The sequence below is a fragment of the Leclercia sp. GLN_9 genome (assembly GCF_043105735.1).
GTDB lineage: Bacteria > Pseudomonadota > Gammaproteobacteria > Enterobacterales > Enterobacteriaceae > Enterobacter > Enterobacter adecarboxylatus.
Genome location: NZ_JBICLV010000017.1, coordinates 13182 through 40110 on the forward strand (window position 1 = coordinate 13182; position 26929 = coordinate 40110).

The 26929-nt window shown below is 56.3% G+C and carries 23 protein-coding genes and 1 tRNA gene; 9 read left to right on the plus strand and 15 right to left on the minus strand.

Features of this window, described 5'->3' with window-relative positions; all coding sequences use genetic code 11:
- The first annotated feature begins 104 nt into the window (after positions 1–104).
- A complete protein-coding gene (gene mqo, locus ACF8PE_RS10720) occupies positions 105–1778 on the plus strand; it encodes a malate dehydrogenase (quinone) (protein ID WP_392494835.1) in 1674 nt (557 codons plus the stop codon).
- Between the two features lie 38 nt (positions 1779–1816).
- Here mqo and eco read toward each other — a convergent pair whose 3' ends face one another.
- Positions 1817–2314 (minus strand): serine protease inhibitor ecotin, encoded by a 498-nt coding sequence (eco, locus tag ACF8PE_RS10725; protein WP_032612690.1) that lies wholly within the window; start codon positions 2312–2314, stop codon positions 1817–1819.
- A gap of 192 nt (positions 2315–2506) precedes the next feature.
- Here eco and ACF8PE_RS10730 point away from each other — a divergent pair, with 192 nt between their 5' ends.
- From ACF8PE_RS10730 to ACF8PE_RS10740, 3 genes are all read left to right on the plus strand, one after another.
- Positions 2507–2767 carry a DUF2534 family protein gene (locus tag ACF8PE_RS10730; protein ID WP_032612688.1) on the plus strand — a complete coding sequence of 87 codons (261 nt, stop codon included), beginning with the start codon at positions 2507–2509 and terminating at the stop codon, positions 2765–2767.
- Between the two features lie 93 nt (positions 2768–2860).
- On the plus strand, positions 2861–4045 hold the full coding sequence (locus ACF8PE_RS10735) for an MFS transporter (RefSeq protein ID WP_163603196.1): 1185 nt from the start codon (positions 2861–2863) through the stop codon (positions 4043–4045).
- A 91-nt stretch (positions 4046–4136) separates the two neighbouring features.
- Complete coding sequence (locus ACF8PE_RS10740; protein ID WP_150871861.1) at positions 4137–5531, plus strand: DUF1996 domain-containing protein; 1395 nt, start codon at positions 4137–4139, stop codon at positions 5529–5531.
- Between the two features lie 75 nt (positions 5532–5606).
- Here ACF8PE_RS10740 and ACF8PE_RS10745 read toward each other — a convergent pair.
- The 3 genes from ACF8PE_RS10745 to ACF8PE_RS10755 all read right to left on the minus strand — a co-directional run bounded on the left by ACF8PE_RS10745 (position 5607) and on the right by ACF8PE_RS10755 (position 7764).
- Positions 5607–5683, minus strand: a tRNA-Pro gene (locus ACF8PE_RS10745).
- A 73-nt stretch (positions 5684–5756) separates the two neighbouring features.
- Positions 5757–7517, minus strand: a complete 1761-nt coding sequence (gene yejM / locus ACF8PE_RS10750; protein WP_392494836.1) for an LPS biosynthesis-modulating metalloenzyme YejM — start codon at positions 7515–7517, stop codon at positions 5757–5759.
- Positions 7518–7536: 19 nt separating this feature from the next.
- Entirely contained in the window at positions 7537–7764 is a 228-nt protein-coding gene (locus ACF8PE_RS10755; RefSeq protein ID WP_032612681.1) for a YejL family protein, read from the minus strand.
- A 134-nt stretch (positions 7765–7898) separates the two neighbouring features.
- On the opposite strand from ACF8PE_RS10755, the gene yejK reads away from it, so the two are divergent.
- Positions 7899–8906, plus strand: coding sequence for a nucleoid-associated protein YejK (yejK, locus tag ACF8PE_RS10760; RefSeq protein ID WP_032612679.1), 1008 nt, complete (start codon positions 7899–7901; stop codon positions 8904–8906).
- A gap of 51 nt (positions 8907–8957) precedes the next feature.
- On the opposite strand, the gene rplY is transcribed toward yejK, so the two are convergent.
- Positions 8958–9242 carry a 50S ribosomal protein L25 gene (rplY, locus tag ACF8PE_RS10765; protein WP_032612678.1) on the minus strand — a complete coding sequence of 95 codons (285 nt, stop codon included), beginning with the start codon at positions 9240–9242 and terminating at the stop codon, positions 8958–8960.
- Positions 9243–9368: 126 nt separating this feature from the next.
- Entirely contained in the window at positions 9369–11129 is a 1761-nt protein-coding gene (locus ACF8PE_RS10770; RefSeq protein WP_392494837.1) for a DEAD/DEAH box helicase, read from the minus strand.
- A 151-nt stretch (positions 11130–11280) separates the two neighbouring features.
- Between ACF8PE_RS10770 and rsuA the strand changes: the two genes are divergently transcribed.
- From rsuA to ACF8PE_RS10785, 3 genes are all read left to right on the plus strand, one after another.
- Complete coding sequence (gene rsuA, locus ACF8PE_RS10775) at positions 11281–11988, plus strand: 16S rRNA pseudouridine(516) synthase RsuA (protein WP_059307500.1); 708 nt, start codon at positions 11281–11283, stop codon at positions 11986–11988.
- Positions 11989–12003: 15 nt separating this feature from the next.
- Positions 12004–13200, plus strand: coding sequence for a Bcr/CflA family multidrug efflux MFS transporter (locus ACF8PE_RS10780; RefSeq protein ID WP_032612672.1), 1197 nt, complete (start codon positions 12004–12006; stop codon positions 13198–13200).
- Positions 13201–13532: 332 nt separating this feature from the next.
- The gene (locus ACF8PE_RS10785; protein WP_032612669.1) at positions 13533–13877 is read left to right on the plus strand and encodes a YejG family protein; all 345 of its coding nucleotides are present in this window, start codon (positions 13533–13535) and stop codon (positions 13875–13877) included.
- Between the two features lie 3 nt (positions 13878–13880).
- Here the strand turns inward: ACF8PE_RS10785 and yejF are convergent, their stop codons facing one another.
- The 9 genes from yejF to ACF8PE_RS10830 all read right to left on the minus strand — a co-directional run bounded on the left by yejF (position 13881) and on the right by ACF8PE_RS10830 (position 25531).
- Positions 13881–15470, minus strand: coding sequence for a microcin C ABC transporter ATP-binding protein YejF (gene yejF / locus ACF8PE_RS10790; protein WP_077226281.1), 1590 nt, complete (start codon positions 15468–15470; stop codon positions 13881–13883).
- 1 nt (position 15471) lies between these two features.
- Complete coding sequence (locus ACF8PE_RS10795; protein WP_103792184.1) at positions 15472–16497, minus strand: ABC transporter permease; 1026 nt, start codon at positions 16495–16497, stop codon at positions 15472–15474.
- A complete protein-coding gene (locus tag ACF8PE_RS10800; RefSeq protein ID WP_059307503.1) occupies positions 16497–17591 on the minus strand; it encodes a microcin C ABC transporter permease YejB in 1095 nt (364 codons plus the stop codon). Before ACF8PE_RS10800 ends, ACF8PE_RS10795 begins: the two co-directional genes overlap by 1 nt.
- Positions 17592–17600: 9 nt before the next feature.
- Positions 17601–19406, minus strand: a complete 1806-nt coding sequence (locus tag ACF8PE_RS10805) for an extracellular solute-binding protein (protein WP_392494838.1) — start codon at positions 19404–19406, stop codon at positions 17601–17603.
- Between the two features lie 75 nt (positions 19407–19481).
- Positions 19482–21038 carry a cyclic di-GMP phosphodiesterase gene (locus ACF8PE_RS10810; RefSeq protein WP_155167079.1) on the minus strand — a complete coding sequence of 519 codons (1557 nt, stop codon included), beginning with the start codon at positions 21036–21038 and terminating at the stop codon, positions 19482–19484.
- Between the two features lie 181 nt (positions 21039–21219).
- Positions 21220–21789, minus strand: a complete 570-nt coding sequence (gene mepS / locus ACF8PE_RS10815) for a bifunctional murein DD-endopeptidase/murein LD-carboxypeptidase (RefSeq protein WP_059307505.1) — start codon at positions 21787–21789, stop codon at positions 21220–21222.
- Positions 21790–22229: 440 nt separating this feature from the next.
- The gene (locus ACF8PE_RS10820) at positions 22230–22919 is read right to left on the minus strand and encodes a phosphatase PAP2 family protein (protein ID WP_032612654.1); all 690 of its coding nucleotides are present in this window, start codon (positions 22917–22919) and stop codon (positions 22230–22232) included.
- A gap of 33 nt (positions 22920–22952) precedes the next feature.
- Positions 22953–23939: a CobW family GTP-binding protein gene (locus ACF8PE_RS10825; RefSeq protein WP_392494839.1), complete on the minus strand. Its 987-nt coding sequence runs from the start codon at positions 23937–23939 to the stop codon at positions 22953–22955.
- 125 nt (positions 23940–24064) lie between these two features.
- Complete coding sequence (locus ACF8PE_RS10830; RefSeq protein ID WP_392494840.1) at positions 24065–25531, minus strand: mannitol dehydrogenase family protein; 1467 nt, start codon at positions 25529–25531, stop codon at positions 24065–24067.
- Between the two features lie 205 nt (positions 25532–25736).
- On the opposite strand from ACF8PE_RS10830, the gene uxuA reads away from it, so the two are divergent.
- Complete coding sequence (gene uxuA, locus ACF8PE_RS10835) at positions 25737–26927, plus strand: mannonate dehydratase (RefSeq protein ID WP_130588473.1); 1191 nt, start codon at positions 25737–25739, stop codon at positions 26925–26927.
- Positions 26928–26929: the final 2 nt, after the last annotated feature.

A 26929-nucleotide genomic window follows, 5' to 3' on the forward strand; every position in this document is an offset into this window, starting at 1 on the left:
ATTATTTAACCTTTAAACAATATTTAAATGTTGCTACCGTGGCGCCGCACTCGACTTCATCTGCATAAATAGCGAACAATACGCTTATTACGAAGGCATTAATTATGAAAAAAATGACTGCCCTGTTGCTGGCTGCGGCGGCAAGCTTTAGCGCTGCTCCGATGGCGGCGAAGGCTCAGGCATCGCAGGACCAGGAAACGGACGTTCTGTTAATTGGCGGCGGGATCATGAGCGCCACGCTGGGAACCTATCTGCAGGAGCTTCAGCCGGACTGGTCAATGACCATGGTTGAACGTCTGGACGGCGTAGCCCAGGAAAGCTCTAACGGCTGGAATAACGCCGGTACGGGCCACTCGGCTTTAATGGAGCTGAACTACACCCCGCAGAAAAAAGACGGCTCTATCAGCATTGAGAAAGCCGTGGAGATCAACGAAGCGTTCCAGATCTCCCGTCAGTTCTGGTCTCACCAGGTTAACAGCGGCGTAATGCATGATCCGCACAGCTTTATTAACACTGTGCCGCACATGAGTTTTGTCTGGGGTGACGATAACGTTAACTTCCTGCGCGGCCGTTATGCTGCCCTGCAGCAAAGCACGCTGTTCCGTGGGATGAAATACTCCGAAGATCACGCTCAGATCAAGGAGTGGGCGCCACTGGTGATGGAAGGGCGCGACCCCAACCAGAAAGTGGCCGCGACCCGTACCGAAATCGGTACCGACGTTAACTACGGTGAAATTACCCGTCAGCTGGTGGGTTCTCTGCAGAAAAAAGAGAACTTCACTCTGTCGCTGAACAGCGAAGTGCGTGGCTTTAAGCGTAACGCAGACAACACCTGGAGCGTGACCGTTGCCGATCTCAAGCACAATGAAGAAGAGCACGTCATCAAGGCGAAGTTCGTCTTTATTGGTGCCGGCGGCGCGGCGCTGAAGCTGCTGCAGGAGACCGGTATCCCGGAAGCGGAAAACTACGCGGGCTTCCCGGTTGGGGGTCAGTTCCTGGTGTCTGAAAACCCGGACGTGGTGAACCGTCATCTGGCGAAGGTATATGGTCAGGCTTCCGTGGGCGCACCGCCGATGTCAGTGCCGCATATCGACACCCGTATTCTCGACGGTAAGCGCGTGGTGCTGTTCGGGCCGTTTGCGACCTTCTCGACCAAGTTCCTGAAGAACGGTTCGCTGTGGGATCTGCTGAGCTCTACCACCACCTCGAATGTGGGGCCAATGGTTGATGTTGGTCTGGATAACTTCGATCTGGTGAAATACCTGATTAGCCAGGTGATGCTCTCCGATGACGATCGCTTTGAAGCGCTGAAAGAGTACTACCCGGACGCGAAGCAAGCGGACTGGCGTCTGTGGCAGGCGGGTCAGCGCGTGCAGATCATCAAGCGTGACGAGGAGAAAGGCGGCGTGCTGCGTCTGGGCACCGAAGTGGTTAGCGATAAAGAAGGCACCGTAGCCGCGCTGCTGGGTGCATCTCCGGGCGCATCCACTGCCGCGCCGATCATGCTGCATCTGATGGAAAAAGTGTTCAAAGACAAAGTCGCCAGCCCGGAGTGGCAGGCGAAGCTGAAAACGATCATTCCATCTTACGGTACGGCGCTGAACGGCAACATCGATGCTACCGAGCAGGAGCTGGAGTACACCAGCCGCGTTCTGCAGCTGAAGTATGAAAAGCCGCAGGCCCCGGATGCGGCGCCTCAGGCTCAGCCGCAGGCGACCTCTAAGCCGCAGGCGACCTCTAAGCCGGAAAGCAAACCGGTCGCGGATATCGCGCTCTGATGTAAAAAAAGCCGGGTTAACATAACCCGGCTTTTTTATTAACGCGCGACGGCGTTTTCGATCTTCTCATCTGCCTGCCAGACGCGGTATTTCACCTCGATGTTGTCCGGCGTATAGATCACAATCGGCAGCTTGCTGTTGTAGCGCAGCAGACTGTGCTCACCCAGATTCGCAGTCACAAATTTAGCGGTTTTCTTCCCTTCCGGGCAGGCCATCATCGTGGAGACCGGCGAGGTGACCTTATTAAAGACGTAATAGTCGTAGCCCCAGCCTTCCAGCGTCTTGCTGGTTAACTGGCCGCCCAGACGATGCAGGTTGCAGTCCACGTCCAGCGTCTGGCCGATCAGCAGTTCTACTTTGTAATTCGCTTCATCTTTCTGGGCGGGCAGGTCGATAACCTGGCGCTTCATCCCGTGCTCCGCCTGCGGATACGGGGCCGTTTTCTCAAGGGGTTGAGCGGCAGGGGCGGCATAGGCACTGGCGCAGGCCAACGCCAGAAGGGCGACGATGCTTTTAGGTGCGTTTTTCACAGTCATTCCTTTTTATGTCAAACGGTTCCTGCTTACACTATCATAAGTGGTGTTTTTTGCCTTTATTTTATTTTTATCTGGTTTATATCACTAAAAATTTGCCTTTGTTGTGGTTTTAAATTCTGGATTGGTGCGACAGGCACGATCGTGGTAGGGTGAGCGGCAATCATTGTTATTCATCTGTAAAGGAAGAGACGCATGGTACGCCAAAAACTTAACACCCCAGCGGGGAAAAAATTTCTGCTGGCACTGCTGACGGTGTTTCTCATCGCGGTAATGGGGGTAGGCCGTGTAACGATCATCGGTGTGGTTGAGCAGTACAACATTCCGCTGACGTCGTGGACCACCAGCATGTACGTTCTGCAATCGGCAATGGTGTTAGTTTACAGCACGGTCTTTACCGTTCTGCTGGCCATCCCGCTGGGGATCTTTTTCCTCGGTGGTAGCGATAAGCACTAAGCTTTCGCGCTTCGCTTTTACGATATTGATTCACATTCCCTTCTGCTACTTTTTCGGGTTAAATGACGGTTTTCCCGGTAGCAGGAGCGGAGCATGGCCTCCCGGTTTTCCACGCTGAGCCAGATCCCCAAAGGGGTCTGGATCGTTGGCGGCGTCAGCATGTTGATGGACATCTCCTCGGAGATCATCCATAGCTTATTGCCGCTGTTTATGGTGACCACGCTGGGGGCCAGCGTCATCTTCATTGGCCTGCTCGAAGGGCTGGCGGAAGCCACGGCGCTGATTATCAAGGTTTTCTCCGGTGCCATCAGCGACTATCTGGGGAAACGCAAAGGGCTGGCGCTGCTGGGCTACGGGCTGGGGGCGGCCAGCAAGCCGCTGTTCGCGCTCGCCTCCTCGTCGGGGATGATCCTTGGGGCACGGTTAATTGACCGGGTAGGGAAGGGGATCCGCGGCGCACCGCGTGATGCGCTGGTGGCCGACGTAACGCCACCCGAACTACGGGGTGCCGCCTACGGGCTGCGTCAGTCGATGGACACCCTCGGCGCGTTTCTTGGCCCGCTGCTGGCGGTCGGCATGATGCTGTTGTGGCATAACGATTTCCGCACCATTTTCTGGATCGCCGTGATTCCTGGCGTACTTGCCGTCGCGCTACTCTTTTTTGGCCTGCATGAACCCGCCTCTCCTGTCGCCCACAAACGCACCAATCCAATTAAAAAAGAGAACCTGAAACGCCTCGGTGCCCGCTGCTGGTGGGTGGTCGGCCTGGGGGCAGTCTTTACCCTGGCCCGCTTCAGCGAGGCATTTCTGGTGCTGCGCGCCCAGCAATCCGGTATCCCGCTGGCGTTGATCCCGCTGGTGATGGTCGCCATGAACCTGCTATACGCCTTTTCAGCCTATCCCTTCGGTAAACTCTCCGATGCCATGAGCCATACCCGTTTGCTGCAAGGGGGGCTGGTGGTATTGATCGCGGCAGATATCGTGCTGGCCTTGAGCACCCACTGGGTGGGGATCATCGTCGGCGTGGCGCTGTGGGGCATCCATATGGGGATGACGCAGGGGCTGCTGACGGCGATGATTGCGAAAACAGCCCCCGCCGACCTGCGCGGAACCGCCTTTGGCCTGTTCAGCATGGTGAGCGGCGTGGCGCTGCTGATTGCCAGCCTCGGAGCGGGCATCATCTGGGAAACGTGGGGCGCGGAATATACTTTCTATACGGGGGCCGTTATCTGCCTGATAACCCTGGGGTATCTGCTTAAGCGTCCGGCAGCGTTGTAAAGCACGTTACAGCGGAAAATCATTTCGTAAATCATTCGGAGAGTGAACGCCGTTTTGTTACCAATGTGGGCCTTTCTATCAGGAGATCTCTATGAAAAGGACCACAGTTTATACCGCGCTGGCATCCGCCCTTTTGCTGCCATCGCTTTATGCGCATGCCGCCCCGCAGGCGCACGTTGTCTGCGCGTATAACCACACCCTGGGCGATGATGCCATCATGATGTTCGGCAAAGCCAACCAGGCGATGTGGCATGACTTCTTTGGCAATACCCGCACGGATGCCCATTCCACCTCTTCGTCGCTGCGTAAGCAACCGGACACCACCTGCGATAACAAAGCCGACAGCTCAGCCTACTGGGTGCCGTCGCTGCGCCTGCCAAATGGGACGGTGGTAAAGCCCGCCTACCAAAAAACCTACTATCAGGCTTCGCAGGTCGATCAGTACCCACTCAGCCCGTTCCCGGCCGGGCTGGCGTTGCTGGCGGGCGATCACCGCGGCACTAAACCCAACTCCCGGATCACCTTTTTATGCGCCAACGGCAAAGGCTACACCAATAAAGTCGGTGAAGTCTGTGGCCTGAGAAAAGCCAAAGATGCGGTGCAGTTCAATATCGGCATTCAGTTCCCTAACTGCTGGGATGGCATTAACCTCAAGCCGCACCACGGGATGGCTAACGCCGCCTACGATGTGAAAGGGGATTGTCCTTCCGGCTTCCCGGTGAAGATCCCGACGGTAAACATGAACGTGGCCTGGGTGCTGCACGGCATCACCTCTCTGGATACGGCGAAAGCGCAGCTGTCGCTCGATCCCACCATGAATGGCGATGCGCGCGAGGAGCACTGGGGTAGCCTCTATACCGCTCATGCCGACTTTATGAACGGCTGGACCGAAGAGGGCGCCCGCTTTATGACGGAGATGTGCATGAATCAGGGCATGGATTGCGGCACCAACGTGCCTTACGGCTATTCGAAGGCGCTGGCGAACGTCCGGGTGAGCAGCGAGACGGCGAGCGCCCCGGCGCAGACCTTATTAGTCCAGGATAACTGGCAAAACGGGGGGCGAACCCACAATAGCGAGACCCTGAGCCTGGTTAAATTCACGATCCCACCGCTGCCGACAGGCCAGGATCCCTCTCTCTTCAAGTACAAAATTCGTATCTATGGCGGGAAAGTCGAAGCCAACGGCGCGGATCAAATCTTCTTCTACCCGGCCAGCAACGACTGGGATCCGGCTACCGTCAGCTGGAAACAACGGCCTGCCTGCAACTACAGCTCCGATGCAAAACTGTATCTCAACAACAAGCGTGAGTACCGGATGGTGGATGTCGACAAGGCGGTGCGTAAAGCGCTGGCCGCAGGAAAGACGGAAATCTCCTGGTACATCGGGGGCGACCGACAGGGCAACCACTACGAGTTCAGCCCGGCGGATTCGAAAGAGAGCCTGATGCTGATATTGACAGGGTATAAAAAGACGCCGGAAATTTAAGCGCGCATTGAAGTGTTATCTCTGAAGCCAGGCATAAAAAAACCAACCGTAAAAGGTTGGTTTTTTTGGGATTTTTGGTCGGCACGAGAGGATTTGAACCTCCGACCCCCGACACCCCATGACGGTGCGCTACCAGGCTGCGCTACGTGCCGACGCATGAGAATTTATACTACCCATTTCCGCGCTTAATGCAAGGCCAGTCCAGGCTAACTGATTAATTTTAAATCAGTTAGCAATGAACCGTTTTTCATCCGTCAGCACCTGGAGCAGCAGGCTGAGCTGCGGCGTCTGATCGTTGAGTTTCTCACCCTGCAGGTTGTATGTCTTGTAGCTGCCGTTACTGTTCAGTACCAGCGTCAGGGCTGGCGTCGTGACAGCCAACGAATTGTTGCTGGCAGCGGTCACCCAGTTATGGCGACGTGTGGCGCTGAACAGATCCTGACCCTGGGAATACTCATTGGCTGGCGTGCTGACATGGAGCAGGCGTTGCATCAGGGTGGTCATCACATCTTTATGATCGGTCAGCATGTTAATGCGCTGCGATGGCGTCCCCGGCCAGTGGATAACCAGCGGAACGTGCAGGCGAGGGCGCGACCAGTCAACATCCGTGCGCTCGTTGCCCAGCGGCACACCGTGACCTGCGGTGATTACCACTACCGTGTTCTCCAGCTTGCCGGACTCACGCAGGGCGTTCAGTACCCGGGCGATCTGGGCATCCACATCGCCTGCTGCCTGGGCGTAGCGGCGGGCAAAGGTTTTCTGGTTGCTGTTATCCAGCGTGGTGCCGTTGAGGGCAACCCAGGAGAACCAGCGGTTATCGTCCTGCGCATAGCGGTTCAGCCAGCTGATCCATTGCCCGGCGGTCTGGGCGTCGGACTGACTCTGGGTGGCCGGCAGCGAGAAGTCGGACAACAGTGCCTGACGGTACAGCGGGCTGCTGAAGCCATCAGACGAGAAGAGCCCCAGCTGGTAACCCTGCTGGTTCAGACCGGTAATCAGCGCCGCAGGAATACGCGACGACAGTACGCCGTCCATATAGCTCGGCGAGATACCGTAGAACAGGCCGAAGATCCCGGTATCGGTGGCGTTACCGGAGCTCATATGCTGGGTAAAGTTAATGTTCTTATCGGCAAACTCCGCCAGCGCTGGCATCTGCTTCTCAAAGCGCGAGTAGTTCAGCCCGTCAACGGTGATCAGCAGGACGTTCTGACCCTGGCCCATGTCACGGTAGCGCAGATCGCTGAGCGGATACTGTACCGATACCGCTTCGGGATCGCCTTGCTCGATCAGGCGGCGCTGATACTCCTGCGCATCAAGCAGGCCGTGTTTCTCAAGGAAGCGGCGGGCCGTCATCGGATAGGAGAGCGGCAGGTTCGCGCGCTGCATGGTGACTGGGCGGTAGAAGTTGGCGTCAGCCCAGATATACATGAAATGCGAGCCGATAAAGGCCACGAAGAAGAGGGCTGCAACCGGTTTGGCGTAGCGACGACGACGCGTCAGGCTGCGCAGCTTTTGCCAGCTCCAGGTGGCAAACAGCATCTCAATCAGCAAAATAATCGGCACGCTGATAAACATCAGCTGCCAGTCACGTGCCGTTTCGTTCTGGTCGGGGTTAATCACCAGTTCCCAGACGACAGGATTAAGATGCAGGTGAAAACGGGTAAAGACTTCGCTGTCGATCAGTAACAGCGTCATGCCCACCGTGGCGAGAATGGCGGAGATAAACCGCATCAGCCGCTGCGACATGACGACAAACGTCAGCGGGAACAGGATCAGCAGATAAGTGGCGAATACCAGGAAGCTGAAATGGCCAATGACGCTCATCCAGGAGTAGATACGCCCGGCAAGCGTTGTCGGCCAGTCGGCGACAAACAGGTAACGACTGCCAAGCACCATCGCCAACAGAATGTTGAACAGGGCAAACCAGTGCCCCCAGCTAACCATCTGGGAGACTTTTTCACGGTAGCGCTGACGATTCGTCACCATAAACTGTCGTTCGTTTCCCTTAGTGTGCCTGGTCGTCGTTAACCGAGGACTGTAAGGCCTGAGCGAAAGATTTTGCGATTGCCTGGCGCTGGGCCGGCGCAACGCTGGTATTGATAAGGTTAGTCACCATATTTCCCAGAACCATCAAGGAAAGGTCGGTGGGTGCCTTATGTTTTTCCAGTACGTTGAGCAGCTCACTGAGCATTTGTTCAACGTGTTCATCACTATAGCGGGAGAGTTGTGGCATAAATCGAAATCTGTTTGTGAAGGAAAGGGCAACATATTACCGTAGCAACAGCTTTTTTTCCCCTTTTTTATCTTCGGTTGCATACATGTCTGGCGGGTGGTTGAATACGGCCCGGTCTAAAAGGAGAGTTTATCATGAGTCTGGATATCAACCAGATTGCCCTGCACCAGCTTATCAAGCGTGATGAGCAAACCCTTGAGCTGGTGCTGCGCGATTCGTTACTGGAGCCTACGCCTACCGCTGTTGACATGATCGCGGAGCTGCACCGGGTTTACAGCGCTAAAAACAAAGCCTATGGCCTGTTCAGTGAAGAGAGTGAACTGGCGCAGGCGCTGCGCCTGCAACGTCAGGGCGACGAGGATTTCCTCGCCTTCAGCCGGGCCGCCACCGGCCGCCTGCGCGATGAGCTGGCAAAGTATCCATTTGCCGATGGCGGGATCGTCCTGTTCTGCCACTATCGTTACCTGGCGGTGGAGTATCTGCTGGTGGCGGTGCTGAACAACTTAAGCAGCATGCGCGTTAATGAGCAGCTGGATATCAGCTCCACCCACTATCTGGACATCAACCACGCGGATATCGTGGCGCGTATCGATTTGACGGAATGGGAAACCAATCCGGAATCGACCCGCTATCTGACCTTCCTGAAAGGGCGGGTAGGGCGCAAGGTGGCCGACTTCTTTATGGATTTCCTCGGTGCCAGCGAAGGGCTGAACGCCAAGGCGCAGAACAAAGGCCTGCTGCAGGCGGTAGATGATTTCACCGCAGAAGCCGAGCTGGATAAAGCGGAACGCCAGAACGTGCGTCAGCAGGTTTACGCTTACTGTAACGAGCAGCTGCAGGCGGGAGAAGAGATCGCCCTGGAGTCGCTGTCAAAAGAGTTAGCGGGCGTCAGCGAAGTGAGTTTCCAGGAATTTACGGCTGAGAAAGGCTATGAGCTGGAAGAGAGCTTCCCGGCGGATCGCAGCACGCTGCGTCAGCTCACCAAGTTTGCCGGTAGCGGTGGTGGGTTAACCATTAACTTTGATGCCATGCTGCTCGGCGAGCGCATTTTCTGGGATCCGGCGACCGACACGCTGACCATTAAAGGCACCCCGCCAAACCTGCGCGACCAGCTGCAGCGTCGCACCTCCGGCGGTAAATAACGGCCATAAAAAAACCCCGCAAAGCGGGGTTTTTTCTCAACCTGTAAGCGATTACGCGCGAACGAAGTCGATGTGAGCCAGTTTTGGCTTGAACGGGTGACGCTGAACAGCCTGAACCTTCACTTTTTCTTCTTTACCGTCAACAACCAGGGTCAGAACTTCGCCATAGAAACCAGGCTTGTCCTGCAGGTTCCACACTTTGTCGTGGTCCAGTTCGATTGCGATTGGCGCAGCTTCGCCGCCATAGATGATGGCAGGGAATTTGTTTGCTACACGCAGGCGGCGGCTCGCACCCTTGCCCTGCTCTTTACGTACTTCTACATTGATAGTTAACATTGATTTCTCTCTGTACATATTATTCCTGCTACAGGCGACCCAGCAGCAGGTAAGTGTTCTGCCTCACGGATGTGAAGCGGGCGGCATTTTATACTCAAATGGCCTGCACATCAATGAAAAGTCCCTTTATCCACGCAATTCGTTAGCCCGCCGATAGCGGCCTTCATAATCAAAAACCTTTTCGCGCACCTGCCAGAACTGGCCTTTTTTCCGCGCTACCACGAAGTCAGGGTGGCGCAGCAACGGCTGCTGATGAACGATATCGGCCGCGGTGATCCAGCGCAGCGGCACGCCGGGCGTGCGGGTATGCGGACGGATAAACAGCTGCTCAAAGGCGGTACGCTGGGCGGGCGTCTGCAGACGGAAGCGCTCACTGACATCGGCGCCATCTTCGTCGTAATAGGTAATTTTCAGCCATTCGCCTTTCTCGTCCGCGCCATGAGCCAGCACCATCCCGCTGCAGCGCAGCACCAGCGCGTCTTTCAGCTTCAGGGCCGCTTTCAGCATATCGTCGGGATCGACCAACACCGCATCGCAGGCACGACAGCGACGGGCGGCAATGTCGTTTTCAGCATTGCACTGCGGGCAGTTTTTAAAGCGGAAACGGTAATCACACTGTTCCCGATGGCCGTCTTCATCTTCAAACCAGCCCTGACAGCGTCGGCCAAAGTGCTCAATCAGCGTGCCGTCGGCGGTCGTTTTGCCCCAGAAGGTGTTGGCAAACCCGCAGCCGGGACAAAACACCTGCACAGGTACGTTGTCACTTTTTCCTTTTGGCGCACCCACTTCCGGGGCGTACAGGTCGTGTGGGTTGCCAGCGTAATCCAGAATCAGGCAATCGGTTTTACCGGGGGCTAAACGCAGGCCGCGGCCGACAATCTGTTGGTAAAGGCTGACGGATTCGGTGGGGCGCAGAATAGCAATCAGATCGACGTGTGGGGCATCAAACCCGGTCGTGAGCACTGACACGTTGACCAGATAGCGGAACTGCTGTGCCTTAAACGCCTCAATCAGCTGGTCGCGTTCGTTGCCCGGCGTCTCGCCGGTGATAAGCCGGGCCTCGCTGGCGGGCAGCAGGCCGGTGATTTCCCGGGCGTGTTCCACGGTGGCGGCAAAGATCATCACCCCTTTGCGATCGGCGGCAAACTCCACAATCTGGCTGATGATGTGGGGGGTAATACGATCCTGCTTTTTCAGCTCACGGTTAAGATCCGCTTCGCTGAACAGGCCGTTACTCTGCACCTGCAACCGGCTGAAATCGTACTGCACCACCGGCATATCCAGCCGCTCTGGCGGCGTCAGGTAACCGTGTTTAATCATGTAGCGCAGCGGCAGCTCGTAAATACAGTCGCGGAACAACGCCTTTTCATCGCCACGTACCATGCCGTGATAATGAAAGCGGTAGATCCAGCCTTTTCCGAGGCGGAACGGGGTGGCGGTCAGCCCCAGCAGACGGATGTGCGGATTCACGCTCTTCAGATGGGTCAGGATCTGCTGATACTGACTGTCGTTGTCATCGCTGATACGATGGCACTCATCCACGATCAGCAGCGAGAACTCGCTCTGAAACTTGTCCAGATTGCGCGCTACCGACTGCACGCTGCCAAACACCACTTTGCCTTGGCTCTCTTTACGCTGCAATCCGGCGGCAAAAATATCAGCCTCCAGGCCCAGCGCCAGATACTTGGCGTGGTTTTGCGCCACCAGTTCTTTGACGTGCGCCAGCACCAGCACGCGACCGCGCGCCAGGCGCGCCAGCTCGGCGATCACCAGGCTTTTGCCCGCCCCCGTGGGCAGGACGATGGCGGCCGGTTCTTTATGCTGACGAAAGTGGGCGAGGGTGGCGTCCACGGCTTCCTGTTGATAGGGGCGAAGTGTAAAGGTCATGGTTACTCAGCTTTGTTATCCCGCATATAGTATGCCACGAAACTTTTTCCCTTGAGTGGCGCGGATAGCCCGTTATACTGGGCTGTTGTTAACTGCTTCTTTTCCGGGCGCCCCGTCCGGCTCCTGGCACCTTTAAGGCTAAAATTATTTCATGCGACTTGATAAGTTTATCGCTCAGCAACTCGGCGTAAGCCGCGCTATTGCTGCGCGTCTGATTCGCGGCAGCCACGTTACTGTGGATGACGATATTGTGCGAGACAGCGCGTTCAAACTCCAGCCCGAGCATCAGGTGGAATATGACGGCAATTCGCTGACCCAGCAGAACGGCCCGCGTTACTTCATGCTCAATAAGCCGCAAGGCTATGTCTGCTCGACTGACGATCCCGATCACCCGACCGTGCTCTATTTCCTCGACGAGCCAGTGGCGCACAAACTGCACGCTGCCGGGCGTCTGGATATCGACACTACTGGCCTGGTGCTGATGACCGATGACGGTCAGTGGTCGCATCGTATTACTTCCCCGCGCCACCATTGTGAGAAGACCTACCTGGTGACGCTGGAATCCCCGGTGAGCGACAGCACGGCAGAACAATTTGCCCACGGCGTTCAGCTGCACAATGAAAAAGATCTGACTAAGCCCGCCGTGCTGGAAGTGATCACCCCTACCGAAGTGCGTCTGACCATCAGCGAAGGGCGCTACCATCAGGTAAAACGCATGTTTGCTGCCGTGGGTAACCACGTTGTGGGTCTGCATCGCGAACGGATTGGGGCGATCGCCCTTGACCCGGATCTTGAGCCAGGCGAATACCGCCCGTTGACGGAAGAAGAAATTGCCAGCGTTGGCCTCTCTTCACGCTAATTTCAGGAGCTAACTGTGACCACCAGGCCACAATCGTCGTTCAGCATTGTCTTTATCCTTGGTCTACTGGCTATGCTGATGCCGCTGTCCATCGACATGTATCTGCCTGCGCTGCCGGTGATCGCTGAGCAATTTGGCGTGCCGGCGGGTAGCGCGCAAATGACCCTCAGCACCTATATTCTCGGCTTTGCCCTCGGCCAGCTGCTGTACGGCCCTATGGCCGACAGCCTGGGCCGCAAACCGGTGGTGCTGGGCGGGACGCTGGTGTTTGCTGGTGCGGCGGCGGCTTGTGCGATGGCGCAGTCCATCGATCACCTGATTGTGATGCGTTTCTTCCACGGCCTGGCGGCAGCGGCCGCAAGCGTGGTCATCAATGCCCTGATGCGCGATATCTACCCCAAAGAAGAGTTCTCCCGCATGATGTCCTTCGTCATGCTGGTCACCACCGTGGCGCCGCTGGTGGCACCGATGGTCGGGGGGGCTGTGCTGGTGTGGTTCAGCTGGCACGCGATTTTCTGGCTTCTGGCGCTGGCGGCCCTGCTGGCCTCGGCGATGATCTTCTTCTTTATAAAGGAAACCCTGCCTGCGGAGCATCGGCAGAAGTTTCATATCCGTACCACCCTTGGCAACTTTGCCTCACTGTTTCGCCATAAGCGCGTGCTGAGCTATATGCTGGCCAGCGGCTTCAGCTTTGCCGGGATGTTCTCATTCCTCAGCGCCGGGCCGTTTGTCTACATCGAACTCAACCACGTCTCCCCGCAGCATTTCGGCTACTACTTCGCGCTGAACGTGGTCTTCATCTTTGTGCTGACTATGATCAACAGCCGCTTCGTCCGTCGGGTGGGGGCGCTGAACATGTTCCGCATTGGTCTGTGGATCCAGTTCGTCATGGCGGTGTGGATGGTGGTGACGGCCTTCTTTGATGTGGGCTTCTGGACGCTGGTGATAGGGATTGCGGCCTTTGTGGGCTGTATTTCGATAGTGTCGTCCAACGCGATGGCGGTGATCCTTGATGAGTTCCCGCATATGGCCGGGACGGCCTCTTCACTGGCAGGCACCTTCCGCTTCGGGATTGGCGCCATTGTCGGGGCGCTGCTCTCCCTGGCGACCTTTACCACCGCCTGGCCGATGCTCTGGTCAATTGCCTTGTGCGCGACCTGCTCGATCCTTTTCTGCCTCTACGCCAGCCGGCCACGAAAAGCAGTAAAATAGTGCAGCGATAAGGGTCCCGACGGGGCCCTTTTTTGATGTTGGTCAAGCAAAGCACGTTTCACCGCTCCCCTGTTTGTTTCTTTTATGTAAAATCTATTTGTGTAAATAGTCACAGCCTTGTAGTTAAAAAGGTTGTGTTAGATCACAGAAACGGGTACATATAGCGCCGCTATCAACCTGAAACACTGTCAAAAAGCCCTGATAAATTAGACGCCAACCCCCGTGGAAACAGGTGTAAGCGTTTTCTTATTAAAAACAGAGCAGGTAAGTGTTGATGTGTTACTATAAATGTAAATAGATTGTGAAGTATATTTTGCTTCCGGGGAACAAACGTGAATACATTACAGCTCTCCATTGTGCATCGCTTGCCGCAGAGCTATCGCTGGTCGGCGGGTTTTGCAGGTTCCAAAGTTGAACCGATTCCACAAAGCGGAGCAAACAGTGATAACTGTCTGGTGGCGCTTAAGCTGCTAAGCCCGGAAGAGGGCAACGCATGGCCGGTAATGGAAAAGCTGAGCCAGGCGCTGACGGACATTGAGCTTTACAGCTCGGTACTGGAGTGCGAAGGCGAGCCGTGCCTGTTCGTGAAAAGCCAGGACGAGTTCGCGGCGACCTGCCGCCTGAAAAACTTCGGGGTGGCGATTGCCGAATCCGTAGCAGGCCAGGATCCTGTCTGAGCGTCAGCGTAACGCTAATAGCTGACGCGTGTACTCCTGCGTCGGCGCGGCAAACACGCGCTGACACTCCCCTTGCTCGACCACCTCTCCCTGACGTAACACAATCACCTGGTGACACAGCGCGCGTACCACCTGCAGGTCGTGGCTGATAAAGATATAGGCCAGCCGGTGTTTCTCCTGCAGATCTTTCAGCAGCGCCAGGATCTGCGCCTGTACGGTTTTGTCCAGCGATGAGGTGGGTTCATCCAGAATGATCAGCTCCGGGCGCAGGATCAGCGCGCGAGCAATGGCGATCCTCTGACGCTGGCCGCCGGAAAAGGCGGCAGGATAACGATGCCGGGTCTGCGGATCCAGCCCCACTTCGCCCATCACCCGAATGACCTCCTCCTCCCGCGCCTGCACGCTGAGCGTGGGCTGATGCACCCGCAGCCCTTCTTCGATAATTTGCTGCACGTTAAGACGTGGATTCAGGGAGGAGTTTGGATCCTGAAACACCACCTGCATCCGGTGGCGGACGGGCAACATCTGACGGCGATCCCAGCGATGCAGCGGCTGACCATCAAACACAATCTCCCCTCTGGAGGCGATCAGGCGCAGCAGCGCCAGTCCGGTAGTGCTTTTACCGGAGCCGGACTCGCCTACCAGCCCCAGGGTTTCACCGGGGCGCAGGTTAAAGCTAACGTTTTTCAGCACCTGCTTGTTATCCACCACCCGACGCAGGAGGCCTTTGCGCACCGGAAAAGCCACCGAGAGATCTTTCACGCTCAGCAGCGGTTGTGACGCATCCGGCAGCGGGACGGGATCGCCGGCTGGCTCGCTGTTGAGCAGCCGCTGGGTGTAAGGGTGTTCAGGTGCGGCAAGCAGCGTCGCGGCCCGGTTCTGCTCCACGCAGCAGCCGTTCTGCATCACCGCGACCCGGTCGGCCAGCTTTCTCACGATGCTGAGGTTGTGGGTGATAAACAGCAGGCTCATGTTCAGCTCGTCACGCAGCTCGCGTAACAGCTGAAGGATCTGCGCCTGTACCGTGACGTCCAGCGCGGTAGTCGGTTCATCGGCAATCAGCAGCTCCGGGCGGGTCAGCAGTGCCATGGCGATCATCACCCGCTGGCGTTCACCGCCGGAAAGTTGATGAGGAAAATCGGCCAGCCGTTTTGCGGCGTTGCGGATCCCGGTGCGTTCGAGACAGTCGAGCATCTCTCCGCGTGCCGCCTCTTTGCGCATGCCGCGGTGCAGGGAGAGTACTTCATAGAGCTGTTTTTCGAGGGTGTGCAGCGGGTTCAGCGACACCATCGGCTCCTGGAAAATCATGGCGATCTTGTTGCCCCGCACCCCGCGCAGGGTGCGCTCGTCGGCATGCAGCAGCGACTGCCCATGAAACAGGATATCGCCCTGCGGATAGACTACCGGCGGGGCGGGGAGCAGGCGCAGGACGGAAAGCGCGGTAACGCTCTTCCCGGAGCCAGATTCCCCCACCAGCGCCAGTGTTTCCCCGGCATCTATGTGCAGGGAGACATCATTGACCACGGTACGCAGCTCGCCCTGCTGGCGAAATGCGATGGAGAGGGCGTCAATGTGAAGGAGAGGCTGGGTCATCTTAAACCGCCTTATTAGGGTCAAAGGCATCGCGCACCGCTTCGCCAATAAAAATCAGCAACGAGAGCAGCACGGCAACGGAGAGAAAAGCGGCGATGCCGAGCCACGGCGCCTGCAAATTGTTTTTCCCCTGTAACAGCAGCTCGCCCAGCGACGGCGAACCCAGCGGCAGGCCGAAGCCGAGAAAATCGAGCGAGGTAAGGGTCGTGATGGAGCTGCACAGGATAAACGGCAGGAAGGTCAGGGTCGCCACCATTGCGTTCGGCAGCATATGACGGAAAATGATCCCGCGATCGCTGACCCCCAGCGCCTGGGCGGCGCGAATGTAGTCAAAGTTACGGGTGCGCAGGAACTCCGCGCGCACAACCCCCACCAGCGCCATCCAGCCAAAGAGCACCGTGATGGCCAGCAGCCACCAGAAGTTAGGCTGTACCACGCTTGAAAGCAGAATAATCAGGAACAGCGTCGGCATCCCGGACCAGACCTCGATAAACCGCTGGCCCCAGAGGTCGATTTTACCGCCGTAATAGCCCTGGATCGCCCCGGCCAGCACGCCCATCACGCTGGAAAACAGGGTCAGCATCAGGCCAAACAGAATGGAGATCCGCGTGCCGTAGAGAATGCGCGCCAGCACATCCCCGCCGTTGGCATCGGTGCCCAGCCAGTTTTGTGCCGAAGGCGGGGACGGGAAGGGCGTGGTGGTGGCAAAGTTAATGCTGGTGGCACCAAAGCGGACCGGGGCCCACAGCACCCAGCCGTGCTCGTTGAGCTGCGCCTGTAACCAGGGATCCTGATAATCCGCTGCGGTGGCAAAGGGGCCGCCAAAGTCGCTTTCGCTGTACTCTTTGATCACCGGGACGTACCAGCGATCGTTAAAGTGCACCAGCAGGGGTTTATCGTTAGCAACCAGCTCCGAGCACAGGCTCAGGGCGAAAAACAGGGCGAAAATCCACAGCGACCAGTAGCCGCGGCGATTGTGACGAAACCTGGCCCAGCGGGCCTGATTGATGGGGCTTAAGCGCGGCATCAGCGACCCTCAAAATCAATACGCGGATCGACCAGCGTATAGCAGATATCGCTGAGGATATTCAGCAGCAGGCCAATCAGGGTGAAAATATAGAGCGTGCCAAACATCACCGGGTAATCCCGCGAGACGGTGGCCTCGTAACCGAGCAACCCCAGCCCGTTAAGGGAGAACATCACCTCAATTAACAGGGAGCCGGTAAAGAACATGCTGATAAAGGTGGCGGGAAAACCGGCGATCACCAGCAGCATGGCGTTGCGAAAAATGTGTTTCCACAGAATGCCCCGCTCGCTGACCCCTTTGGCGCGGGCGGTCACCACGTACTGCTTGCGGATCTCATCAAGGAAGGCGTTTTTGGTCAACATGGTCAGGGCCGCAAACCCGCCGATCACCGTCGCCAGCACCGGCAGGGTAATGTGCCACAGGTAGTCGGTAATTTTCTCGTACCACGGCAGGCTGCTGAAATCGGTCGAGACCAGCCCGCGTAGCGGGAAGAGGTCGAAGTAGCTCCCCCCGGCAAAAAAGACAATCAGCAGAACGGCAAACAGAAACGCCGGTATCGCATAGCCAATAATAATGAAGGTACTGCTCCAGATATCGAACCGGCTGCCGTTATCCATCGCTTTACGGATGCCGAGCGGGATCGAGACCAGGTAGATAATCAGGGTGCCCCACAGGCCCAGGGTGATGGAAACCGGCAGGCTCTCTTTAATCAGATGCAGTACCGAGGCGCTACGGAACAGGCTGTCGCCAAAATCAAAGCGCAGATAGTCCCCGAGCATTTTGAAGTAACGCTCATGGATTGGTTTATCAAAGCCGTAACGCTGGGTGATCTCGGCGATCACTTCGGGATCCAGACCCCGTCCACCGCGATAGTGGCTCTCGTTGATATTGCCCACCCCGGTGCGGGCGTGGCTGGCGCGCATGCCTTCATCGCCCCCGCCGGGCATCGCCCCGCTGTTACCGAATTCGATGGCGGCAATCGCCTGATCCACCGGGCCGCCCGGGGCAATCTGCACGATAAAAAAGTTGATGGTGATAATCGCCCACAGGGTGGGGATCACCAGCAGTAAACGACGAAGTAAATAAGCGCCCATTGCGTATCCTTAACGCCGCTCGGCGGGTAATTTCGCCGCTTTGTTAACGTCATACCACCAGTTTTCGAACCCGAGGGAGTAGACCGGGCGCTGGGCCGGAAGACCAAATTTATCCCAGCGGGCCACCCGATCCTGGCCCATAAACCACATTGGCAGCATGTAATAGTTCCAGGTCAGGACCCGATCCAGCGCGCGCCCGAGGGGCAGCAGCTTCTCTTTATCGCCCTGCGCGGCAACGATTTGCGCAATCAGTGCGTCGATGGCCGGGTTTTTCACTCCCGGTGAATTATAGGTTGAGTCAATGTACTGGGAGGCCCAGGAGATCTGCAGGTCCGAGCTCGGCCACGGCATGGCCCGCCACAGGCGCGGCATCATATCGTAATCGCGGTTGCGCATCCGGTTGGTGATTTGTGAGTTATCCACCTGGCGAATGTTCATGGTAATGCCCAGCCGTTCAAGGTTGTGCTGGAACGGCAGCACCCACTGGTTATTCCCCCCGGAGGGCAACAGCAGTTCAAAACTGAGCGGTTTGCCGGTTTGCGTGTTAACCCGCTGCTTATTTTTGATTGTCCACCCGGCCTCGTCCAGCAGCTGGCTGGCTTTCAGCAGGTTGTTACGATCGTAGCCATCGCCTTTAGAGACCGGCGGCTGAAAGACGGTAGTAAACACCTCGGCGGGGAGGGCGCTCTTCAGCGGGGCGAGGAGCGTCAGCTCCGCGGCATCAGGGTAGCCCTTAGCCGCGTATTCCGTATTCTGGAAATAGCTGTTAACCCGACTGTAGGCGCCGTAGAACAGCGCCTTGTTCATCCACTCAAAATCAAAGGCGAGGGTAATGGCCTGGCGGACCCGGCGATCGCTGAATACCGGGCGCTGAATATTAAAGGCCAGCCAGCGCGTGTCCTGAGCGGAATCATTTTTAAGCGCCTCTTTCACGATAAAGCCGCGGTCAAAGTTTTTCCCGATGTAGCGCGTGGCCCAGTTTTTGGCGCTGCTCTCTACCCGCATATCAAACGCGCCCGCTTTGAACGCCTCGAAGGCCACGTTGTCGTCCAGATAGTAGTCGTAGCGCAGGGTATCGAAATTCCAGCGGCCCCGGTTCACCGGCAGGTTGGCCGCCCAGTAATCCTTCACCCGGGAGTAGATAAGATATTGCCCCATACGCCAGCTTGTAATGCGGTATGGCCCACCCGCCAGCGGTGGGGTGGAGAGGGGATCGCTGAGCTTATGATCTTTCCAGAACTTTTCAGGCATGACCGGCAGGGTAAGCAGGCTCAGCATGTCCTCTTTGTTAGGGTTGGCGAGCGTGATGCGCACCGTCAGCGGGGCGATGGCCGTCACCGTAGCCCCTTTATAGACCAGCCGGAACTGTGGCACCCCTTCGGTCATAAACTTATGGAAGGTAAAAGCCACGTCGCTGGCCTTCACCGGTGTGCCGTCATGAAAACGCGCCAGTGGATTGAGGGTCAACTCCATCCAGGCAAAATCATCGGCGTAGCGGGCCTGCTCGGCAACCAGCGGATAATAGCTGCCTGGCTCATCGTCAGACGTCGTAAAAAGGGTATCGTAGAGGGCGTCGGTACGCTCGGCCGCCACGCCGCGCAGGGCATAGCGGTTGAAGTTATCGAAGGTGCCGTTGGCGGCAAGGGTAAGATTGCCCCCTTTTGGCGCGGCAGGGTTAACGTAATCGTAGTGATCGAAATTGATGGCATATTTCGGCTCGCCAATCACCGCGAACGCGTAGCTTTCTTTAATGGTTTGCGCCTGGCTGAGTCCACTCATCATCGCCATCAGCAGTACTATTATGCGCACAATCATTCCGCGACATTTTCCTCTTGCAGTCTGGCCGGGCAGGATACCTGAATAATAAGTGACGTAGCGGTGGTTGGGAAATTATTCGCTGTCGGGGTGAACGTCAGGCTGCCAGACCAGCAGCTGCTCCAGGCGCATCGGGCGGCTGATCCAGTAGCCTTGCAGCATATTGACGCCGTGATCGCGCAGCCACTTCGCCTGCTCGGGCGTCTCGACACCTTCGGCAATGGTCACCATATTCAGCCGCCGGGCGAGCGTCAGCACGGTATCCAGCACCGGGGAAGTCACGGTCTCCAGGCCGATGGCGTTGACAAAGCCGCGGTCGATTTTCAGATAGTCCATGGTGAAACGCTCAAGGTAGATGAGGGCGCTGTGCCCGGTACCAAAATCATCCACCGCGATTTCAAATCCTTCCAGATGCAGCCATTCAAAGAGCTTTGTGGCTTCCCGCTGATTCAGCATATCGCGCTCGGTAATTTCGAGCACAATCTGGAAATGATCCGGCGGCAGCGAGGCGGCGAATTTACGCATATCTTCCTTGAAGCTGTCGGCGTGCAGGTGGCCCGGGGAGAGATTAATGCCCAGCTTGGAACCTGGCGGAAGGCGTTTTTTCAGCGCCGGGGCGTCGCGCAGGATCAGGTCGAAGAGATGCAGCGTGAGCGGCACAATTAACTTCTGTGCTTCTGCAAAGCCAATAAAGGCATCCGGCGGGATCTCCCCGGCACCGGGATGGTGCCAGCGCATCAATACCTCCACGCCGCCCATCTGCAGATTGTTCGCGTCCACGACCGGCTGATAGACCACGTGAAACTGGTTCTGCTTAATCGCGGTGAGGATCTCTTTTCGCGGATTGGCGTGGTTCATCAGCCCATAGAAACAGAGCACCCCGATGCTGGAGCCGCACATCAGACCAAACAGCAGGGCAAAATAGAGATCGGCCATCGTCCAGGTATCGGCATACAGATTAATGGTCAGCGGCAGTCCTTCAATCCGGCTGGAGCGCACGGGGTGTTTATCCAGATCCGAAATGTGAATCAGCCGGTTTGAATAAGTCGAAAAAGAGGTATCGCCGATAATAAGGGCAATACCGGCAAATTCATCCTGGCGGGCGGTATATAACAGGTAGGGAGTCAGGTTGAGATTAATAGAAGTAAATACGCCGCCACTGTCCAGCAGCGGGTTTCGGTGCCACAACACAATGGCCGGTTTTTTCGGCATCATCGGCGTACCGGGCAGCAGAGCCATATCAACATCTTTATTCACGTCGATATTCGGCACCAGTTCGCTGAGGGGGACATTCAACGGCCCGGTTGCTGACGAGCAGAAGGCAATTTTATCTTTTACCAGCAGGAAGGCACGGACGTTAAGGCTGAATGCGGCGCGGGAGGTCAATTCGGCGCTGACCTCGTGGCACTGGCTTAAGGTCAGCGGCTGCAACCCATCGATGGAGATGCGCAGCTCTTTAAAATAATCTGCCATGTAGTCATGGAGGTCGGTAATCAGGTTATCGTATTTCACATCCCGTTTGTGATAACTGAAAAAAAACTGCATACCGCCGCAGAGCAGGGCGACAATAAGTCCGGCAAGCACGCTGAGCATCAGCACTTTTCGTCGGGTTGATAAATGGCGGGTAAACATAAATGTAATCGGATCCTGATATGCCGCCCGCGTTATCATGACGGCTAAACTCACGCTACTACCAGACTATAGCCTGGAACGACCAGCCCTGAATGTGTTGTTGAGTTATAAAAAAAAAGCACTGCCGTAGCAGTGCTTTTTTAGCATGCTGTCAGTCAAGGGAAACGGACAGCACTGGCGGTTAACTGCGAGTTAATACACGGCGCGCTTCATTGTAGCGCTTCTTCCAGTAGGGCTCGTTCATACTGGAGATCGTCACACCACTGCTGGTGGACGCGTGGACAAACTGGTCGTTACCAATATAGATGCCGACATGACGGCCGGTTGAACCCGCCCGGAACAGCACTAAATCGCCGGTGCGCAAGCTGCTACGCGAGATCGATTTGCCCATTTCCTGTTGTTCATAGGTTGAACGCGGAAGTTCTAAACCAAACTGTTCGCGGAAAGTACGTTGTACGAAGCCGGAACAATCAATCCCTTTACGTGTATCGCCGCCAAGGCGATAGCGCACGCCTTTCCAGCTAGCATACTGGTCCATTAATCGGGATTTGATATCCAGATTGCTGACCATTTTTTCAAATTCATCCTGAGAGGCTTGCAGTGAAGAGGTGTCTTCTGACCCCACAACACGCGTCTCAGGATGCATATTCTTTGCGGTATTCGATGCGCTACAAGCTGAAAGCAGAACCGCTACTGCAATCGCCGGGATTACCCGTGAGAAGTATCTCAAGATCGGTTGAGATTTGACCATGTTGTTTATTATCCCTTGAAGTCCTTAACGACAAATATCGTTATAAAAAATGCCAAGCGAGACGAGACTAAATACCTGCGCACTATCAGACAATTCTTTATGGTCAAATCTGTGGCGAATCGCACAAATTTATTTACAACGATAATAATTGTAGCGCTGAGGTAAAACGAGTTTGAGAGTACCCGATCGACACGGTCATTGCGAGCAAAAATTGCCAAATTTTTATAAGAAAATGTGATACCAAAAGTTTGCTGCCGGGATAGCAAAATTGCGGGGTAATTTAGGTTAAGTAATAACCAAACTGTTAATTTCTAACGTGATTATTATGACAGGAAAATGACAGGCTGGGGCAGTGCAAGCAAATAATACATGAGGGATCTGCATTGATCCCTCATTGATACTGTTAATTTCGGTTAGTAACTTGTTTTAAAAATGTTGAATCAGCCAGGCAGGTAGCGATCAAAGAATGCTATTAAACGGTCGCTCAGTGGGGTCATCAGACACCATGGAAGCCCAATCAACGCCACTGAAAGAGAACCGACGGCAATATCGCTGAACCAGTGCGCGCCAATCATTACCCGTGGAAAAGAGAAAACCATAAAAATAATGAGGGCTAATGCGAAAGTCTTATGACCAAAATAACGCCACATAAAAGCGGTGAAAATAAGCAGCATCATCCCGTGATCGCCCGGGAAACTGTCCTTCGAGGCATCTTTTGTCGAAATATGCAGTAATTCACTGACGCGGTAGATGTCCGGGAAAAATAGCGTCGGACTTGAGCGTTTCACCGGAATCAGAGCCTGCGCCAGCTGGTTCAGAACCACGGCAGTCAGCAGCATCACCAGGCCAATCATCAGAATGCGCCGACGCCCGGCCGCGCTCTCGTTCCGCCAGAAGGTCAGCATCAGGTAGCCCATCGCCAACAGGGAACATACGTCAAAGGCCCGATTATTGGTGATCGCCACCAGCCACAGGAAGGGGCGACTCTCTGCCAGTTTCTGGTTAAAGAAGTGGAATATCCCGCTGTCCAGCGGGAACCAGAAACCGTGGTTGACCGGCAGATACCAGGATAAAAAGAGGCCCAGGCCAGCAAGGTTAAGCAATAAAACAGGTAATAGTCGGGTTTTCATCATTAAGCCGTAAGCAGTTAAACCAGGGCAACGTTAGTTGCCCGAACTTAAACGAAGCTTCAACAAGCTGGACTGTAAGGCGTTCCAGTCGGTGTTAACCGCACTAATTAACTCTATTCGGCTGTCCGGTGGCGTTACACCCTGCGTTTCGATGTGAAAATCGGCACCCTGGCGATTGACCTGTAACAGCCCCTCGGGAATACGCATAACACCTTTCACGCGTTCAACCGGTGCCAGCCGCACCCACTCCAGTAAACCGATGGTGTCGAAGCAGGTGTCCGCATCGAACACCCAACCACAGGCCTGGTGACCCTGGCCGCTGTTCAGGCTGCGACGCCAGCGCTGGTGAGCAGGCAGACTCAGCGCGGCCAGACCCTGTTTTTCGCCTTGACTGTGGGCATGGGCGGCGCTGGCAGGTAACGCTTTCAGATTACGCCGCGGCAGATCGAGCAGGGCACCATCAATATTTCCCTGCGTGGTACAGGAGAGCTGACGTTCGCCGCCGAAGTGCTGCCACCAGATATCCAGCGCGGCGCGGCTTTCTGCGGTGGCGCGATCCTCTTTATTGGCAATGATGACGTCGGCGGCGGCGAGCTGATCGCGGAAGTTTTCGTTCTGGACATATTTTTCGTCCAGTAGCTGACGCGGGTCGAGCAGGCACAGGGTGGCGCGCAAATCGATCCAGGGTTCATAGACCGGGGCGGTCAGCAGATCGAGGATCTGCTTCGGGTGGCCCAGCCCGGTGGGTTCAATCAGCAGCCGGTCGGGCTTGCCCTGACGCAGCAGGGTGTTAAGCCCCACCTGCATCGGCAGACCGTTCACGCAGCACATGCATCCCCCGGGGATCTCTTTGACCAGTGCCCCGTTATCGGCCAACAGTGCGCCATCAATGCCGATCTCGCCAAATTCATTGACCAGCACGGCCCATTTTTCAGCAGGATCTTTATTCGCCAGCAGGTGCAGTATCGATGTGGTTTTCCCGCTGCCGAGAAAGCCCGTAATGAGGTTGGTTTTAGTCACAGGTGCTCCAGGGGTGATAAATGTAATGCTATAACAATTATCAATAATCCTGGCGCAAAAGAACACCCCTGAGAAGGGGGGAGGGCGAACGGGAGGCCTCCCGCTCGCCTTAAGCGCACCAGAGGTTAAATCTGGAGCGTATCGATAATGGCCTGGCGCGCGCCCGACTGGCTAATGCGCTGGTAAGCCAGGGTGATGGCCTCTACAAACTGCGGATCCTGCGGCAGGTCGGTGCCGAAAATTTCAATGAGCGCCAGCAGGGCGGTAACGCGCTCCTCTTCGCTGCTGGTCTCTACAATGGCGCGGATCTTATCGCTCAGCGGATCGCGTACATCAATGGCGTGGCCTGCATCATCCACGCCGCTGACGTAGCGCATCCAGCCCGCGACGCCGAGGGCCAGCAGCGGCCAGGCGGTGTCACGCTGGCGGTGGAGGCGAATACTCTCCAGCATCCTTTGAGGCAGTTTCTGGCTGCCGTCCATGGCAATCTGCCAGGTGCGGTGCTTCAGCGCCGGGTTGGCGAAGCGGTCAATCAGGCTGTCGGCGTAGGCGGTCAGATCCACCCCGGTGATGCGCAGGGTCGGTGCCTGTTCCTCAAGCATCAGGCGGCGGGCGGCGTCGTGTAGCGCGCTGTCGGCCATGCAGTCGTTAATATGGGCGAAACCGGCCAGATAACCGAGGTAGGCCAGGAAGGAATGGCTGCCGTTAAGCATACGCAGCTTCATCTGCTCCCACGGCAGGACGTCCTGCACCATCTGCACGCCCGCCACTTCCCACTCCGGGCGACCGGCGACGAAGTTATCCTCGACCACCCACTGGATAAATGGCTCACAGCTGATGGCACAGGGATCGTCAACTCCCACTTCATGGGCGATCTCTGCAAGGGAATCATCGGTGGCGGCGGGGACAATCCTGTCCACCATGGTGCCGGGGAAGCTGACGTTATCGGCGATCCACTCAGCCAGCTCCGGGGAACGCTTGTGGGCCATGCCCAGCACCGCGTTTTTCACCACATGGCCGTTATCGGGGATGTTATCGCAGGAGAGTACGCTGAACGGCGACAGACCCCGCTCGCGACGGCGATGCAGGGCTTCGACGAGGATCCCCGGCGCGGAGTGTGGCGCATCAGGATGCTCCAGATCGTGCATGATGCGTTCATTGCGGGTATCCAGCTTGCCGGTGGCCGGATCGATGCAGTAGCCCTTTTCGGTAATGGTCAGGGAGACGATTGCCACCTGCGGCTCGCAAAATTTCTCAATAATGGCGGCCAACGAATCAAGCCTGGCGTTCAGGCATTCATGCACTGCCCCGACGATAATTGGCTGATTACCCTCAGCGCCTTTTTCCAGCACCGTAAACAGATGATCCTGCGCGCGCAGCTGGCTCATCAGCGTATCGCCGCTAAACAGGCTAATCTCACATATCCCCCAGTCACCGCCTCTGGCGTTCAGCACCCGATCGGTCAGGAGCGCCTGATGCGCACGATGAAAGGCACCAAAGCCGAAATGGACGATACGGGAGCGTAGCGCCTGACGATCGTACTGCGGCTGTAACACGTGAGCGGGTAGCGCGGTGGAGGCAATTGTCTTCATGAAATACACACCTGATTAACCATTAATTAACAATGCCAGTGTAAAGTTATATGACAACAAATTGAATTGGTGAGCCGTAAATATCCGGGAACTGTGAGATGGATCAATCAATATAGCGAGACGCATTGACCTGCCTGATCATGCATGTATGGTAGTCGTCATTACGATAGATAATATTGGTATAACAACTTTAGAGGGTGAATCAATGGAACAAACCTGGCGTTGGTACGGGCCGAAAGATCCGGTTTCTCTTGATGATGTGCGTCAGGCTGGCGCAACGGGCGTCGTCACCGCACTGCACCATATCCCCAATGGCCAGGTGTGGCCGGTGGAGGAGATCAAACAGCGTCAGGCGCTGCTGGCAGAGAAAGGGCTAACCTGGTCGGTGGTGGAAAGTATTCCGGTTCACGAAGAGATCAAAACCCACTCCGGCAACTACCAGACCTGGATTGCGAACTACCAGCAGAGCATCCGCAACCTGGCGGCCTGCGGTATTGATACCGTGTGCTACAACTTTATGCCTATCCTCGACTGGACCCGTACCGACCTGGAATATGAAATGCCGGACGGCTCAAAAGCGCTGCGTTTTGACCAGATCGCCTTTGCCGCGTTCGAACTGCACATCCTGAAGCGCGAAGGCGCGGCGGCTGATTACACCGCGGAAGAGCAGCAGCAGGCGCAGGTGTGGTTCGACACCGCCAGCGAGGCCGATATTGAAAAGCTGACCCGCAACATTATCGCCGGCCTGCCGGGGGCGGAAGAGGGCTACACTCTCGACCAGTTCCGCGCGCGTCTGGCCGAGTATGGCAACATCGACAAAGCGCAGCTGCGGGAAAACATGGCGGTCTTCCTGCGGGCCATCGTGCCGGTGGCGGAAGAGGTGGGCGTGCGTCTGGCGGTCCACCCGGACGATCCGCCGCGTCCTATCCTCGGCCTGCCGCGTATTGTATCCACCATTGAAGATATGCAGTGGCTGAAAGAGACGGTCGATAGCATCAACAACGGCTTTACCATGTGCACAGGTTCATACGGCGTTCGGGCCGATAACGATCTGGTGCAGATGATTGAAACCTTCGGTGACCGCATCCACTTTACCCACCTGCGGGCAACCTGTCGGGAAGATAACCCGAAAACCTTCCACGAAGCGGCGCATCTTGGCGGGGACGTGAACATGGTGGCGGTCGTCGATGCGATTCTGGGTGAGGAGCAACGTCGTAAGCGGGCAGGCGATTTGCGTCCGATTCCGTTCCGCCCGGATCACGGACACCAGATGCTGGACGATCTGCGTAAGAAAACCAATCCGGGGTATTCCGCGATTGGGCGTCTGAAAGGGATGGCGGAAGTGCGCGGCGTGGAGCTGGCGTTGAAGATGACCAAATATCCTGAGCTGCTGTAACA

Excerpts from the sequence above, each read along its gene's own strand:
- mqo (WP_392494835.1), top strand. The coding sequence starts at position 105 with ATGAAAAAAATGACTGCCCTGTTGCTGGCTGCGGCGGCAAGCTTTAGC.
- eco (WP_032612690.1), bottom strand. The coding sequence starts at position 2,314 with ATGACTGTGAAAAACGCACCTAAAAGCATCGTCGCCCTTCTGGCGTTG.
- ACF8PE_RS10730 (WP_032612688.1), top strand. The coding sequence starts at position 2,507 with ATGGTACGCCAAAAACTTAACACCCCAGCGGGGAAAAAATTTCTGCTG.
- ACF8PE_RS10735 (WP_163603196.1), top strand. The coding sequence starts at position 2,861 with ATGGCCTCCCGGTTTTCCACGCTGAGCCAGATCCCCAAAGGGGTCTGG.
- ACF8PE_RS10740 (WP_150871861.1), top strand. The coding sequence starts at position 4,137 with ATGAAAAGGACCACAGTTTATACCGCGCTGGCATCCGCCCTTTTGCTG.
- yejM (WP_392494836.1), bottom strand. The coding sequence starts at position 7,517 with ATGGTGACGAATCGTCAGCGCTACCGTGAAAAAGTCTCCCAGATGGTT.
- ACF8PE_RS10755 (WP_032612681.1), bottom strand. The coding sequence starts at position 7,764 with ATGCCACAACTCTCCCGCTATAGTGATGAACACGTTGAACAAATGCTC.
- yejK (WP_032612679.1), top strand. The coding sequence starts at position 7,899 with ATGAGTCTGGATATCAACCAGATTGCCCTGCACCAGCTTATCAAGCGT.
- rplY (WP_032612678.1), bottom strand. The coding sequence starts at position 9,242 with ATGTTAACTATCAATGTAGAAGTACGTAAAGAGCAGGGCAAGGGTGCG.
- ACF8PE_RS10770 (WP_392494837.1), bottom strand. The coding sequence starts at position 11,129 with ATGACCTTTACACTTCGCCCCTATCAACAGGAAGCCGTGGACGCCACC.
- rsuA (WP_059307500.1), top strand. The coding sequence starts at position 11,281 with ATGCGACTTGATAAGTTTATCGCTCAGCAACTCGGCGTAAGCCGCGCT.
- yejF (WP_077226281.1), bottom strand. The coding sequence starts at position 15,470 with ATGACCCAGCCTCTCCTTCACATTGACGCCCTCTCCATCGCATTTCGC.
- ACF8PE_RS10795 (WP_103792184.1), bottom strand. The coding sequence starts at position 16,497 with ATGCCGCGCTTAAGCCCCATCAATCAGGCCCGCTGGGCCAGGTTTCGT.
- ACF8PE_RS10800 (WP_059307503.1), bottom strand. The coding sequence starts at position 17,591 with ATGGGCGCTTATTTACTTCGTCGTTTACTGCTGGTGATCCCCACCCTG.
- ACF8PE_RS10805 (WP_392494838.1), bottom strand. The coding sequence starts at position 19,406 with ATGATTGTGCGCATAATAGTACTGCTGATGGCGATGATGAGTGGACTC.
- ACF8PE_RS10810 (WP_155167079.1), bottom strand. The coding sequence starts at position 21,038 with ATGTTTACCCGCCATTTATCAACCCGACGAAAAGTGCTGATGCTCAGC.
- mepS (WP_059307505.1), bottom strand. The coding sequence starts at position 21,789 with ATGGTCAAATCTCAACCGATCTTGAGATACTTCTCACGGGTAATCCCG.
- ACF8PE_RS10820 (WP_032612654.1), bottom strand. The coding sequence starts at position 22,919 with ATGAAAACCCGACTATTACCTGTTTTATTGCTTAACCTTGCTGGCCTG.
- ACF8PE_RS10830 (WP_392494840.1), bottom strand. The coding sequence starts at position 25,531 with ATGAAGACAATTGCCTCCACCGCGCTACCCGCTCACGTGTTACAGCCG.
- uxuA (WP_130588473.1), top strand. The coding sequence starts at position 25,737 with ATGGAACAAACCTGGCGTTGGTACGGGCCGAAAGATCCGGTTTCTCTT.